Annotated in this window: 13 protein-coding genes and 1 pseudogene; 9 read left to right on the forward strand and 5 right to left on the reverse strand. The window is 57.9% G+C overall.

The window, feature by feature from the left end:
- Positions 1–70 precede the first annotated feature (70 nt).
- From ACWA13_RS13715 to ACWA13_RS13730, 4 genes and pseudogenes are all read right to left on the reverse strand, one after another.
- A complete protein-coding gene (locus ACWA13_RS13715; protein WP_463934733.1) occupies positions 71–613 on the reverse strand; it encodes an acyl-CoA thioesterase in 543 nt (180 codons plus the stop codon).
- 2,573 nt (positions 614–3,186) lie between these two features.
- Complete coding sequence (locus tag ACWA13_RS13720) at positions 3,187–3,342, reverse strand: hypothetical protein (RefSeq protein WP_463934734.1); 156 nt, start codon at positions 3,340–3,342, stop codon at positions 3,187–3,189.
- 47 nt (positions 3,343–3,389) lie between these two features.
- Positions 3,390–3,971, reverse strand: coding sequence for a DUF4238 domain-containing protein (locus ACWA13_RS13725; RefSeq protein ID WP_463934735.1), 582 nt, complete (start codon positions 3,969–3,971; stop codon positions 3,390–3,392).
- A 26-nt stretch (positions 3,972–3,997) separates the two neighbouring features.
- Positions 3,998–4,252, reverse strand: a pseudogene (locus tag ACWA13_RS13730) (DUF4238 domain-containing protein); the annotation flags it as partial.
- 479 nt (positions 4,253–4,731) lie between these two features.
- Between ACWA13_RS13730 and ACWA13_RS13735 the strand changes: the two are divergent.
- Positions 4,732–4,992 (forward strand): hypothetical protein, encoded by a 261-nt coding sequence (locus tag ACWA13_RS13735; RefSeq protein ID WP_104189968.1) that lies wholly within the window; start codon positions 4,732–4,734, stop codon positions 4,990–4,992.
- 253 nt (positions 4,993–5,245) lie between these two features.
- Here ACWA13_RS13735 and ACWA13_RS13740 read toward each other — a convergent pair whose 3' ends face one another.
- Complete coding sequence (locus tag ACWA13_RS13740; RefSeq protein WP_463934736.1) at positions 5,246–5,842, reverse strand: class I SAM-dependent methyltransferase; 597 nt, start codon at positions 5,840–5,842, stop codon at positions 5,246–5,248.
- Positions 5,843–6,251: 409 nt separating this feature from the next.
- On the opposite strand from ACWA13_RS13740, the gene ACWA13_RS13745 reads away from it, so the two are divergent.
- The 8 genes from ACWA13_RS13745 (at position 6,252) to ACWA13_RS13780 (ending at position 13,704) form a co-directional block, all read left to right on the forward strand.
- Positions 6,252–7,508, forward strand: a complete 1,257-nt coding sequence (locus tag ACWA13_RS13745; protein ID WP_463934737.1) for an ATP-grasp domain-containing protein — start codon at positions 6,252–6,254, stop codon at positions 7,506–7,508.
- Positions 7,508–8,242: a methyltransferase domain-containing protein gene (locus ACWA13_RS13750; protein WP_463934738.1), complete on the forward strand. Its 735-nt coding sequence runs from the start codon at positions 7,508–7,510 to the stop codon at positions 8,240–8,242. Before ACWA13_RS13745 ends, ACWA13_RS13750 begins: the two co-directional genes overlap by 1 nt.
- A 184-nt stretch (positions 8,243–8,426) precedes the next feature.
- A complete protein-coding gene (locus tag ACWA13_RS13755) occupies positions 8,427–9,317 on the forward strand; it encodes a hypothetical protein (RefSeq protein WP_463934739.1) in 891 nt (296 codons plus the stop codon).
- On the forward strand, positions 9,318–10,007 hold the full coding sequence (locus ACWA13_RS13760) for an HAD family hydrolase (protein WP_463934740.1): 690 nt from the start codon (positions 9,318–9,320) through the stop codon (positions 10,005–10,007). It abuts the gene before it with no gap.
- On the forward strand, positions 10,004–11,236 hold the full coding sequence (locus ACWA13_RS13765) for an MFS transporter (RefSeq protein ID WP_463934741.1): 1,233 nt from the start codon (positions 10,004–10,006) through the stop codon (positions 11,234–11,236). The genes ACWA13_RS13760 and ACWA13_RS13765 overlap by 4 nt, the downstream gene beginning before the upstream one ends.
- A 26-nt stretch (positions 11,237–11,262) precedes the next feature.
- A complete protein-coding gene (locus ACWA13_RS13770; protein WP_463934742.1) occupies positions 11,263–12,294 on the forward strand; it encodes a hypothetical protein in 1,032 nt (343 codons plus the stop codon).
- On the forward strand, positions 12,291–13,187 hold the full coding sequence (locus tag ACWA13_RS13775; protein ID WP_463934743.1) for a phosphotransferase family protein: 897 nt from the start codon (positions 12,291–12,293) through the stop codon (positions 13,185–13,187). The genes ACWA13_RS13770 and ACWA13_RS13775 overlap by 4 nt, the downstream gene beginning before the upstream one ends.
- 151 nt (positions 13,188–13,338) lie before the next feature.
- On the forward strand, positions 13,339–13,704 hold the full coding sequence (locus tag ACWA13_RS13780) for a hypothetical protein (RefSeq protein ID WP_463934744.1): 366 nt from the start codon (positions 13,339–13,341) through the stop codon (positions 13,702–13,704).
- The last annotated feature ends 83 nt before the right edge of the window (positions 13,705–13,787 follow it).

Here is a 13,787-nt window from a genome sequence, read left to right on the forward strand (position 1 = left end):
GTCATAGGGAATAAGTGCCGGAGTCCCTTTTTTCTGCTGCTTTGACCGGGAGCCTACTGGCAGAGCGGGTCTACCAGAGGTGCGGAGCGGGACGCCGGCTGCCCGGCAGGGAGTTCGTTTCGCGCCATTCATGGATCCACTCAGGCAGCTGGACATCAGCTGGCGGTTCACCGAATTCGCGGAGGATCTCCTCCTGGCTGACCGGCTTGCCCTTGCTGACCAGGCGCGTGGCGATGTAGGCACGTGCGTAAATCTCGCCATCGGCCACCATCCGCTGTTCAAAGTAAATTGCTTTAGCGTCCAGGCCGATGATCTTCGTTTCTATGGCGTACCGCTGCCAGAGCTGCAGGGACTTGCGGAAGGCGATGGTCTCCCCCGCGGCTACCGGGCTCCAGCCGCGCTGGCGCATCCGCTTCCACACGCCACTTCGGACCATCAGGTCGAAGCGGCCAAGGTCCATCAACGAAAAGTACATCCCGTTGTTCACGTGCATCGCGATGTCTATGTCCGTCGGCAGAACGCGGAGCGGCAGGGAGGCAGAGTCCCAGACGGTGAGCGCCGAGCGCCGGGTGGAGGTGAAGAGCATCAGGAGGGTGCGCAGGATCAGGTGCATCCCCTTATGCTACCCGTCAGTAACATAGCGGCACCAGAGCCCGCTTCACCGCCGCTGCGCCGAAGCCGGGCACGAAAAAGCCTCCGGAACCTGTTGGTTCCGGAGGCTTTTCCTTGGGTGGCAGATGAGGGATTCGAACCCCCGTAGGCGTTGCCAGCTGATTTTCAGTGATCTGACATGGTTACCCTGTCGTAACTGGCCGGACCTTTCAGCCCGTCGTTCAAGCCATTTTGGTTGCTCGACCAAGGCCGCTGTCACTGCCCGTAACCAGATATCATCGGCGTTGTGTGCTCACGGGGTGATCACGTCCGGCGTTATCTGCGTTCCAAACCGTTCATCTGAGAGAAAGCCTCGCTACGTTCGCGGTCGAGGAACTCCTGGGCGGGGAATTGTCCGGGCAGCAACTAGGGGAGCTTGTAAACGCCGCTGACCCGCTGGAAAGCGACGGCGATGAGCAGGGAAAGCCCTAGGGGCGCGTCTGGATTGGTACTAAGCAGGACAGGTATCGGGCAGGCAGCTGGGCAGGATCGCACCCATCAGTGCATCGGGCAAGCCCCTGCGTAGAATATGGAACTTGGTGTCAGGTGGATCGGGACAAAATGGCAGATGTTCCTACGAGGAGAGGACCTCCTACCAAGGGGGACGTCCGTCAGTAGCCTTGCCGTTTGGCGAGCTCCGCGATTTTCGCTTCGAGTTCCTTGACGCTGACCCCTTGAATCTCGACTGGGCTCCCTGGCGATTCGGCCAGGTTTACGTTCTGCCGCGGCCCATGCCGTTCCGGTTTTGTGCGTTCAAGGAACCACGCGGCAGCACGCCACGAGGTGTCCGCGGCGGTTCTGATCCAGTCCCCTTAGTCCTGGTTCCGCCTTCTCTGCCCTGCACCCAGCCCGGCACCCGCTCGTCAAGGGTCTGGGCCCTGGACGGTATTAGCTTCCCGGTACTGCGCAGATGGCGTTGGGTCCCCAGCCATCGGCCATGGGCGCGCTCTTCATCGTCCTCGCCTGTGCCGTTGCGAGGCCAGTCGTTACCGGCCTGCAGGTAAGCAGCCAAGGCGTCCAGCTTCCTGGCCCACTGCGCGTCCTCGCGGCTTCTCTTTGGTCCTGGGGCATCCCAACCGGGTAAGACTGCCAACCCTGTGCGGTACCTCTCCTGCAGGATCCCCAGCCGGTTTTCGCGGCGGCGGCTCGACAGCCACCGGCCCAATTTTCGGATTTCGGGGCGGGTGCCCCGGCCGTGGGAAATGTTCCGTTGTCCTGGACGTATGTAATGAGCGCTTGCATCGCGGCCGTGTCGGCGGCTGGAGTTGCTTTGGCTGCCTCATGTTCTTGCTGCAGTCCGGGGTCAGCGGCCCTTGCAAGCCTGAGGTGATATGCGACGGTTCTTTCAGGCCGCCCGACCAGGTCCGCCACGCGCTGGCCGCTAAGGCCCTTCCGGTACATCAGAACCCACTCCTCATTCGGAGCCGCGTCATGCCTTCGCTTCCTCAAACCCACCTCCGCCCTGATCCTGAACACGCTCATGTGGCCAGCTGACCGGCTGACACCATCGTAAAGGCGTCCGGTCGAGCGACCCTCGCCGGGTCCATCGCTGCATCAGAAAGTGATCGTGCGCCGCTACGGAGTCATCTGGTTATCGGCGTACTCTCTGTGATCTGCGTACGGACCCGGGACACCCGTCCTCCGCAGAAGCATCACTCTGCGGAAGTGTGTTTTCTTATGGATCTCGGTTGTTGGAAGCCCGACATAGCCCAGAAGGTTTGTTGTCAGGGCATCGGAGATATCGAGCAGCGGGAACACCATAGATACCAGTAACTCGGTCCAGGGTCCGGAAAGCCCATGGGTGACCCAAATGTTTGAATGTGTGGCACCTGAGTTGAGAGTCCATGCGAAGTGCACTGTCGGTGTGTATTTTCGGCTCAAGTCTGTACTTTTGACATCGACATTGGCGACTTTGTCTTGATAACGGACATTTAGCGGCCTGGCCCGTACTCTCCTTTACGTGCACCGCCAAACCAATCTTCCTGAATAAGTCTATGGCTCCCGTTCTGGCCTCCGTAACTCGTTTCAGGTCTCCGCTGCCGTCATCCATCAACCCTTCCAATGTGTGAAGTACTGGGACTCCGCCCTGAACCTTCGCTAAAAAATCAGCAGCTGACCGGGCCAGCCGTTCGTGGGGTGAAAGCGTCGGGTCCGTTAGCGAACAGATTCGGAGCGCAGCATCATGGATTGCCCTGACACAGCTCATGATGGGATGAAGAAGCATCTGGTCGTCGGACAGGAGTGCGAGGATTGCCCGCCTGTATTCATCCATGGTCTGCAGTAGTGTGGCCACGGACTCTGCAGCGGTGAGATACGTACCCCGTACTAGGTCTGCATGCTTTGCTTGCTCGGCCCATTCGCGATCCTGCAAGGCAGGCGAACCGACTGGCGGAGAAGCAAAGTCCTCAAGCACACCTTTGGCGACGCTCTCGACCAACAGCCCTTGCTGTTTGATAATTCGGCGAACAAGCAAGTTCGCATCCGGGTCCTGTACTGGCATGGCCCAAACCTACTCCAAGGCGCTCCACTCTCCGTCTAAGGGTAGGCAAGCCCTGAGGTAACTCCAATCCAGTTCAAGAAGTAGACCGGCGCCGCTCCGCCGAATGCCGTAACAAAAGCAATCACAAAAGCATCCAAGGCACGGGCGCGAAGCGAGCGGGCCGAACGTTCAGGGTCTTTAGCTGTACTCATATCCTGAACATGCGTAGACCCGGTCGGGTAGGTGTGGGAAGGCGCAGCTAGTCGGGCGGGGTTTCAATCGAACGCTCGAAAAAGGGCTCACCTGAAAAACGTTCTGGCACCCCACTGGTTTCTATCTCCATTGCTCTTGGCTCCGGCAACTTCTCGGGCACAAGCGCTGCATCATCCGGATGGTGGTAAACCCACTGTCGAGCATTTCCAATGGTCGCCCCGTTGAACATTCGGGCTACGGCTGTTGAGGGTTCCCCGCGGTGGTCGAATTGTCCAGTTGATACCTCAGCTCCACTGACTTCCCCAAAAAAGGCCGTAGGGTCTCCCAGTAGCAGGCCTGTTCTCCTTGAAAGCGGCACAGTTATAGCCCACGCATTCATGAGACCTGTTCCTTCGTACCCATGCGCGTGCTGGGGTGGGATGAGACTGACAGGGGCGTCACAAGTCAACAAGCTACGTCGGGAAAACTGGTAGATCTGCCACGGCCTTGCCGCGAAGTACCTAATCAGTTCCGGGGTTAGTTCGAGCATCTGCCGAATATGACCTACAGGTGCAACTTTGATGGGCGGCCCTCCTGGTTGAGTTACCTCTTCCCAGATTTGCTCTGCTTGGTCTGAGGAAACCGACAAACCGAGTTCCCTCTCCGCCCACTCTTTTACACCTGCCTTCCGCGCACTCCGACCTCTAGCCGAGTCATCAACCCCATTGTTTGCTCCATGTGGCGGCGCTGGTCTGGCCCCCGCAGAAACTGAATGGTCAGGAATGTAGCCAATACTTCCCTATCAGCTTGAGCCAAGGGCCAAACGCCGTCTTCCGTTATCTTCTTGCAGACCTTGGCTGCGTCACCTTCGAGATCCGACAGGCCTTTTTCAAATACGTCAGGGCCGTCGACATGACCGGGAATAGCGTAAAAATCCTTTTGGTAGTCGCATCACTAGTGGCCTGGACAAATCGACGCGTTCCAGGCAACTGCACAACCCCTATCTGCTGGGCTTCCGTCGCAAAGCCCTTGAGGTAAAAGTTCGGCACGGTATGGTGCTGTCGGGCTACTGCCATTGAAACCTACTCCCGTCGCAGATTGGTAGTTGCTTCACCCTAGCGGCCTGAAACCGCCAGCGCGCACAGTAACGAGTACGAGGTGTCCCATTTCCTTGGTAGTGGTACACACAGGTAAGACCCAGTTCCAATTGGCCCAATTTTGTGGAGCAAGGCGACGCTGCGACAGCAATTCGACTGCCATGCGTTCGGAAACGCTTTTGCCGGCACCTGGAATCTCGAACGGTTCCGCCCGGATCGCACAACAGTCTGGACCAACGGCGTGGCTTTTCACCATTGCAACTGGAAAACAGCAAATCTCTATTGAAACATGATCATGAGGAGTCATATCGAATGAGCAAACAGCGAAACTGGCTGAGACTATCTCTTATTGGTGCCATCGCCAGCGGAGCCTTGGCGCTGCTACTCGCTGGCCTGACTTCGATCCTTTTTCAGGAGATTGAGAGCCGAGGAGACGTAACCAACGCGCAAGATTTTGCCTGGCGTGCCGTCGCGCTTGCAGTGTTGTCCGTCGCACTTTTTACAGTATTTTTCGTCGGCCGCAGCGCACAGCGTCGGAAGCTCAATAAGACGCAGCACGAAACGAATCAGTAAAACGGATCGTCCTCTTTAGTAGGTACCGGCATCTGGAAAACCCAGCACTGCCGGTACCTACTGCGCTTTTTCAGCGATTTCGGCGACCTAGCCCGGTGCGCTGGGCTTGAACTTGTACGCCCTCTCCCTTCGTCTTCCGGGCCTTCGGAACATTCGGTGCAATCAGCTCCTGAAAATGACAAGTGTCCCAGTTCCTTAGAACTGGGACGCCTTTGGTGGTGGGACACGCCTCCAAGGATCCTCTAACTGTCGGTTAGGAACGTTGAGCGATGATTGCCGCCTGGGGCCGCTGGCCTGTGGCCTTTCTGACGTGGGTCTCGACCACATCAAAGCCGGCCGAGGTTAGCTCGTCACTGAGGTCGCTCACCGGCCAGCGATATGCCGGGGCAACCGCGTGAGCGAACCTTTCGACCACGGGGCCCTCGAAGAACCCGATGAGCAGCGCACCGCCGGTTCTTAGCACGCGGCTGAACTCCAACAGTGGAATCCTGATCGTGCCGGGCTCATGGTGAATGAGTGAGTACCAGGAAAGGATCCCGCCTAACGTTCCTGTTTCGAAATCAAGGGTGTTTAGACTGCCAACCTCGAACGGTACGCCAGGATATGTGTTGCGCGCGCGGTCGATGAACTCGGGTACTAGATCCAGTCCGCAGGCAGCAAGCCCGTGCTCTGTTAGGAAGTTCGTCCATTGGCCTGGACCACAGCCCACATCGATGACGCTACCCTCGATAGCGTCGGCCCAGGTAGACACGATCTGACTGTCTGATGGATGCACGGCACTCATCGACCCAAAGAGACCGGTGTACTCCGCTGCTCGGCGTGAGTACGCCTCGCTCACCTCATTGCTCATAAATCCAACGATAAGGCCGAGAACATGGATGAGCTCTCGCTGCAGAGCCCCGTGCGGCCGAAATCTCGAAAGGCGGTTATCGCAGCAAAGTGCAGCTTAAGGGTCCGGCGCTTCTGCATCGTGAGTTCAGGTTGAAGGGAAAGTTGGGTTTGCTGAGACCTTCCCTCTGGTTGGCAGGATGAAGCCCAAGAACGTCAGCCGGGAAGCCGCGCGATTCGCTTGATACACAAGCCATCTACCACCGTGGCATTCCCATACAGGAACCAGACAGGGAGAAAGTGCAGACGCCAGTTCGGTATGACAAGCGTCCCCCAGATCCAAGTGGTAGCCTGCATCCGGTTTAGTTAGTGAAGTGGAACACAGGCGCCCCTTGTGAAGGGTCGGAGCCTTTTTTGGGGGATATTGACAAATGACGTTTCGGAACGATGACCACTACAAAGGTTCACCGGCAATCGCGTTTATCGAACTAACGTTGACAGGTGCTACACCTTATGCGCTTGAAGCGGCGCGGGCTCTCGGTCGCCGAATCGTGCTCTTTACTGAGGATGAGGTCCGGTATGAGACCGCGGACATCAACTTGGATGTTGTTGACGAAGTAGTTCAAGTTGGCACTGACAAGTTGCACGCAGAGGAGATAGCTGCGGCGTGTCGAGCGCGTGGGATCGATGCAGTCCTCGCTCTGGATGACCATAATCAGGGTCTGGCTGCCATTGTTAGAGAGATCCTGGGCTTGCCAGGAGCAAGTTCTCATGCCATCGCCAAGTGTCAAGACAAGAGGGAAACGCGGCTAGCTGTGGCCGGAATTGGTCGGGACGTCCAGTTCGCAGCGGTTACGCCCGAGACCCGGCAATCCCCCCTTGGATATCCAGTGATCGTCAAACCATCCACAGGTAGCTCGTCTGTAGGTGTCTACCTCTGTCCCGACGATGAAACATTCCAGACGGCCCTGGTCGACGCAGGTAGAGTCATCGGGCCAGGAGACGGCGTCTCCCTGATGGTCGAAGAAGCGGTGGACGGGCCCGAGTACAGCGCAGAACTCGCGTGGGAGGACAGCAGCCGTCGATGGAAGCTCGTCGGGCTGACTCAAACGCATATCAGTCCGCCACCTCACCGCAGAGAACTGGGGGTTGTGTTCCCAGGCATGCCTGACAATTCGGTTGCACCGGAGATTGAAGGTGTCCTTCAGCGGTGGCTCGAGGTTGTCGGCTTGAAGGGCACCGTGGCTCATGTGGAGCTTAAGTTGACCCGTGATGGCCCGGCCTTGATAGAGATTAACCCTCGTGTTGCTGGAGGCGACATCCCGCGAATAGTTCAGCACTCCACAAATATCGACCTCGTGGCCCATTACGTCGCTCTTCATTGCGGACAATCTGCAGATATCGATCTCCAGCCAGTCCGCGGTGCCGGGAGCATCTGGTTTATCTCCCCGACCACAGAAGGCCGGCTGCTATCGATGAAACAACCAGACTACCCGTGGCCAGGTGGTGTCGACGTGGTTTATCGCCCCTTACCGCACCGGATGGCAGTTACGAGACAATCGCGGCTTGCGTATGTGGTAGCTACGGCCCCCACTCCTACCGAAGCGCTGCAGTTGGCCACAAGCCATGCTGCGCAACACAGGATAGAGATCGAATCATTCCAAGAATCAACGAGGAAGCCGCGGTAATGACATCAGGAATTGATACCGTCGGCAACGACGTCGGCGACGATATAGCGGCGAAGGCCGGGCAGTGGACTTTCGGGCAGGGTGTTGCGGGGACCTTCGACAGTCACATTGCCCGCAGCGTGCCGGGGTATAGCTGGGGCCATGATCTGACTGTTGCCATGTCCAAGTATTTCGCCAAGCCCAACGGCCTAATGTACGAACTCGGGTGTTCTACAGGAACACTTAGCTCGCGTTTGGCAGATGAGCACCGAAGTCTCGGACTCAACGTTGTCGGTATCGACGTCGAAGATGAGATGGTCAGGCATGCCGCGACTTCGCACACCAAACTGAACCTGGCGTTCGAACTGGGGGACATAACAGCCTTCCCTTATAACCGCTGCGATTTCGTCGCCAGCCACTACACCCTGCAGTTCCTCGAACCCAGCAGACGAGTCGAAGCAATCAACCAGATTTTCGACTCCCTGCGTCCGGGCGGCGGATTCATGCTCTTCGAGAAGGTAATAGAGAGCAACAGCGTCATTCAGGACATGCTCACGCAGCTGCACACTGACTTCAAACTCGAACAGGGCTTTTCGCCGCACCAAATTGTTTCCAAAACCCGCAGCCTCAAGAGCGTTCTCGCCCCAAGTTCCAGCGCAGAGAACCTGGCAAGGCTGAGGACAGCCGGATTTGGAACCGTCGGAATCATCCACAAGTCGCTCCAATTCGAGGGATACCTTGCAATCAAGCCCTAGAATCCCCCAAGAGCTGAACCTGCAGCCCAGAGAGTTTCTGGCTTTGAACGACCCCGCAGCCCAATTGCTGTGGGGGAGGCTGAGCCGCGGTGAGTACGTGACCAGAACCCTGACGTGGCTTAGCTGCATGTCCAGCCGCATTGGAAGCCCGGAATCAATAGTCGCCGGACATGACGGAGCACTTGTGAGCTATGACCTCATGGAACCGTCGCCCTATGGCGCCTTCGACCCTGCCGGAAAAGACTGGCAAACTTCCGACTATCCAGCACTAGGTTGTGCCATCCCAAACGCATACATGGCGGGCTTCGTCGGCGAAGACGTCAGTGAGGCGTTGCAAATTTGGATCAATCATGGCCGTAATGGCTACAGAACGCGCGGAATGCTCCATGTCGAGCTGAGCAAAGCAGGAAAAGTCCGTGACCTGCTGGTCGAGGCCGGGTACGTCGAATACCTCAGCGGCGCACAAGGCGTACTTGATCTACCCAACGGCCCCGCAAGCTACCAGGATGACCTAACAGCACACCACCGAAGACGTGCGCGGAAGGAAATGCGAATCTTCGAAAGCGCCGGCTTCGGCGTAAGAGCCATCGAGGTGACCGAATTCAATGAAGATCTGGCTCAACTGCAGCTGGACACGTACTCTCGGCACGGCTTCGCCGGAGGTTCAACTTCTCACGTCATGAGAAGCCACGAGAAAGCCATAGAAGACTTTGGAGATTCCTACGGGATTCTCCTGGCAACCGGGCCTGACGAGTCGCCCGTTGGTTTCCTAAGCTTCATCCGAGGGGACTCCTCAGCCCAGCCACGACATCTAGGGATCATTCAAACCCAACAGACTCGCAGCGCTGGGCTCTATTTCAACTTGGCGTTCTACGCACTTATCAAACATCTGCATGGCACAGCTGTGAAGACCATTAACTACGGACCCGAAGCCCTGAAAGTAAAGCAACTACGAGGCTGCCGCATCGAGCCATTGGTGAACTTCATTTCAACGGACAATCAAAAAGTCCATGCCTACTGGACCCAACGCAACTTGGAAGTCCGGACCGATCTCATCGCGCTAGGAGTGCTCTAAATGTCCCGACTAACTGTGCTCTTCGACGCTAGCGGCACTCTCGTGACACCTCGGCGGACATTCCACGAACTGCTCCTCTCCAGCGGCACCTGGACAGAATCAAACCCAGAGGACAGCATCCAGCACGCCCTGTCGAGCATGGGTACGGACGCGCTCTGGCCTGACGACGAACCAGACCCCGACCTTCGCCTCAAAGGCTGGTACAGCTTCCTGGAAACCACCATCCTTAGGTCCGACGGAACACCCGACCCCACCAGATGCCTGGCCGCTGCAAAAGCCATTCTCGACCCTGCAAACTACACAGACTTCCCCGACGTACTTCCATGCCTCGACAAGCTCCGCAAAGACGAAAGAGTCGGAGCGATTGGTCTCGTCTCAAATTTCGACCCTTGGCTTCGGGAAATACTGGACATCCTTGGTCTCACGCAATACTTCGACCATCTATCCATCAGCGGTGAAACGGGGTACGCCAAGCCAGACCCTCAAGCCATTCATCACGCAACATCGGCGCTGAACGCCGATCCGCGGCAAACTGTGCTTATAGGCGATTCCATAGCCGTGGATGGCGGCGCCGCACACGCCGCCGGGATCAAGCTGGTCCTTATCGATAGAACAGGAAGCCTGAGTTACTCAGGGGCAACGATCCTCTCCAGCCTCGACCAACTACCCGCCGCATTGGACCTCAATTGACGACTCTTCAAATCGAGAAGCCTATTCAAAAGGCACACCGGCGACGGTTCCTCACCAGCAGCACCATCTCAATAATCGGCGATGGCGCCACCCTCGCTGTCATGGCCCTGGCGGCCAGTATCGCAGGATACTCAGCTGTCGAGACTGGATGGATTCTCGCTGCTTCGGCCGTGCCCAAGTGCGTTGTATTGATATGGGGAGGTGTGGCCGGGGACCGATATGAACGCCGTACGCTCCTCATGATCTCCTACTTCGTGGCCGGTCTGGCTCAAGTCTTCTCGGGGGTGATGCTCATAGGGCAGGGCTCGGTCTTGCTCCTCGTGGCTGCCCAAGTGATTTTTGGTTCTGCCGTTGCCGTTGCCAGGCCCGCCAGTACGGCTTATCTCCCAAGCATCACCACCCCCGAGGGCATCGGGTCGGCTAACGCTGCACTGTCTACAGCTTCCAGTGTTGCTTCAACAGCCGGCCCCCTTATAGGTGCTCTCTTTGTCCTGTTCGGGATATCACCGTGGGCGCTTGTAGCAGATGGGCTCTCATTCTTCACCGCTGCGCTGCTTCTGCTGGGACTCCCCTCATCACGGGGCACCATAACGAAGGCGACGTCAGCTTGGAAGGCCATCAAATCGGGAGCCAAGGACTTATCGTCGCTCCCTTGGCTGGTTTCGGAAATGTGCGCCTCCTCCATCTTGCTCTTCGCAGTGACCGGGCCGTTCCTGGTCTTGGGACCGGCTGCCGCGGCTGCGCTTGGAAGCCCGTCCCTTTGGCCGATCGCGCTGGCCGTCTTCGGGCTTGGACAGATACTAGGAGCCGTCGCTGGAGGTCGTGTCCCGCCCCAAGCCCCCGTCCTGAGATGGGCCTCCTATGGCGTGGCAGCCTTAGCCCTTCCCCCAATATGCTTGATAATGCAGTGGCACCCGGCCTGGTTTGTGGCGGCGGAGGCCGCCACCGGAGTCGCCCTGGGCTTCTATCAGGTCACTGTAACGACAGCCATGCAGAGAGCCGTAGCACCTGGCTCACTTGCCCGGGTGGCATCCCTGAACGCGTTCATCTCGTTCAGCCTGCTGCCCGCATCCTTCATCGTCGCGCCGATTATCGCATCGCTGACCAATGTCCAGTCCGTCTTTGCCGCCTCGGTTGTCGGCACGGTCATTACGATCCTCATCCTCCTTCTCTCGCCTTCAGTGCGGGGCTACCGGTGGCAGTCGGTCCCCGGCACCGTGACTGTCTAGTTGTCCAATCATCGAAAGGGAATGCAATGAAGTTCGCTAGTCCAGAATCCGTGATCCACCCGGCCGACGGTGGGTCGGTCAGCGCCTCTTCAATTGCTGATGCTGCCGAGCAAGGCGCGACGGCTCTCGACAGGAACGGATACGCCGTTTTCCGCATCGGACGTCTCCGGCTTTCTCACAATGAAAGCCGCGATATCGCCGAGCAAATCATGCGCGCACTTGCTTCGACAATGATTCGAAACGGGGCACCGGAACAGCTATATGTGGAAGTCGATCGCCCTCAAACTACGATCATGCCAACCGATGCCCCGACACGAAACATGCTTATGCACCACGACGGGCAGCACTCGTCATATCTGACGCCAAGTAGAGAGTTGGTCAACGACTGGCAAGAGACTGAGAGGGTCTTTTCGTCAGAAGGATTCACCACAACCCATACTCATAAGCTTTACCAAGGGATATTCATCTCCGATCCGGGCCAGGGGCTGAGCGTCACTCCGCACGTTGACTTGGTGCGTGTGGTGACAGATGCCGCAGCACGGCACGGCCGCTCCGGAGTCCAGGACGTCGCCCAGTGGTACGCGGCCAACCTGAGATCGGCTTTCCAAGAACGCTCCATCCACGGCAGCAACTACCCCACCCTCGCCGGCATGCTGGGCGTAGGCACAGCAAGTTTGAGGGGAACACCCTTGATCCGTGCAGAAGCAGACATTTCGTGCGAGCACCGCACGCGTTTCCCCGACCTTGAACTACTCATCGCTAAGTGCCCATGCGGGAACTGCGTCGGGGAGACCCTGCGCCTGTTCTGCCACGTTGTTCACCAAGGGTTGGGCCTGTCAGCTTCTGAATTCAAGGCAGAATACGAAACCTGCCTTGTCAGCGAGCAATTCGACCTGCTCGTCACAAACAACATCGGCTCCATGCACGCAGGCATGGAAGGCGGCAGCTCTCGAGTACTGCATCCCTTCTACTTGACGGTTCCCCAGGCAAGCGGCGAATCGTACGAGCGGTGGCTGCACCGAACATGGTCAGCCTCACCAGTTTCGGTAGGAGCATGAGCACCAAAACCCGGCGCGAACCTTCCGAAGCGGCGCAAGGTATCGCCGCAAGCAGAGACGCGCACGAGCTCACCCTCTCCGGCTCCGGCACAGAGTTTCTCTTCTACACTGCCATCCGCGACGGGCGCCAGGAGGGATACCGCATCCCGCGTACACCCGAGTTCAACACAGCGAACAATCCAGGAGTATCGGCCCTTGGCCTTCAGCGCCAGGAGATGGCCCTGGCAGCGTGGGCATCTGCTAACGGAATACCCAGCGCCCAACCCCTGGATCTCATCGACCAAGACGGTTTCCCAGTCCTCATCGTCGACGTTATCGAAGATGACGGATCGGCACTCGACGCGGCAGCATTGGGCGGTATTGTTGCCAGGATGCATCAGCTGCCGCTGCCCGATATGGAATTCGTGGCGCAAAACGGTATGCCGGTCAATCCACGCATTGTGCAGCGAGTGGAACAGCGCTACGCCGAACTGGGCAAACATGCCGACCTGCCCACCCTCCCAAAAACTACACGGATGCTACGCGATCTGGACAAGAGCCTGAGCGGCCCGCGGGTTACCCATTTGGACATTAGACGCCAGAACGTCCGTGTCTTGAACAGCCAGCCGCAGTCCATTTTCGACTGGAGCAATGCTTTGGGAGCCGCACCCGAACTGGAGATTGCTCGTATCGAAGAGTACGCAGCCATTGCAGAGAACGGACTGGACTACGAGGCCTTCCGTGCAGGCTACGCACGTGAGGGAGGAACCGTCGCGACAGAAACCCCAGCATGGCCGATCCTGCGGTTGGACACCGCAGTGATGCTCGCCGTCGTTTTTACCTCAGTAGCCCCAAACGAGGAACTTAGAAAGCTATTCCTGACCCGGGTAATCACACTTGCCAAGCAACTCTAAACACTCTGACCGGTGGATTTCGTAACACCTGGAGCTGCTCGAAGATGACTGTCCCGGAGTCCGTTGGTCACATTTTTCTTGGGCCGGCCGGGTCTGATATGGAACTGGAGGGGGCGGCGGACACCTCGAATATCTCAGCGCTCATCAACCCGTGACAGACCTCGTCCTCGCTATGAAGGCCTCAGGGCCGCTGACCTCAGAAGGAATCAGGGTCGTCGCCCACACGTGGAAAGGCGTCAAGTTCGACGAATCATCGAGATGGGACGTCTGCACGAAGCTGAATGTCAAGATTTTGAACGAGCTCTATAGCAAGGATCTGAAAGGCGTTGATCCCTCCGCCCACGAGGAATTCAAGCTTGCCCGCACAAAGGCCGGCAAGACCGTTGCCCGTGATTGGACATTCCCCCTCCTTCACCTAGACCTCACAATCGACAACGTGAGAGAGGAAGCGATACAAGAGACCCAAAGAGCCGCCTACCAGCAGTGGCTCCAGGACGAATTCGGGCCTTTCTACTGAAACGGGGGGTGTCCCGTCCCAGGGTGACAGCACCTTGGATGTTAATGGGCTCATCCGCTACACGGATGAGGTCCGTCGTAGAC

It is taken from the genome of Pseudarthrobacter sp. TRD_SC_9, from assembly GCF_055361265.1.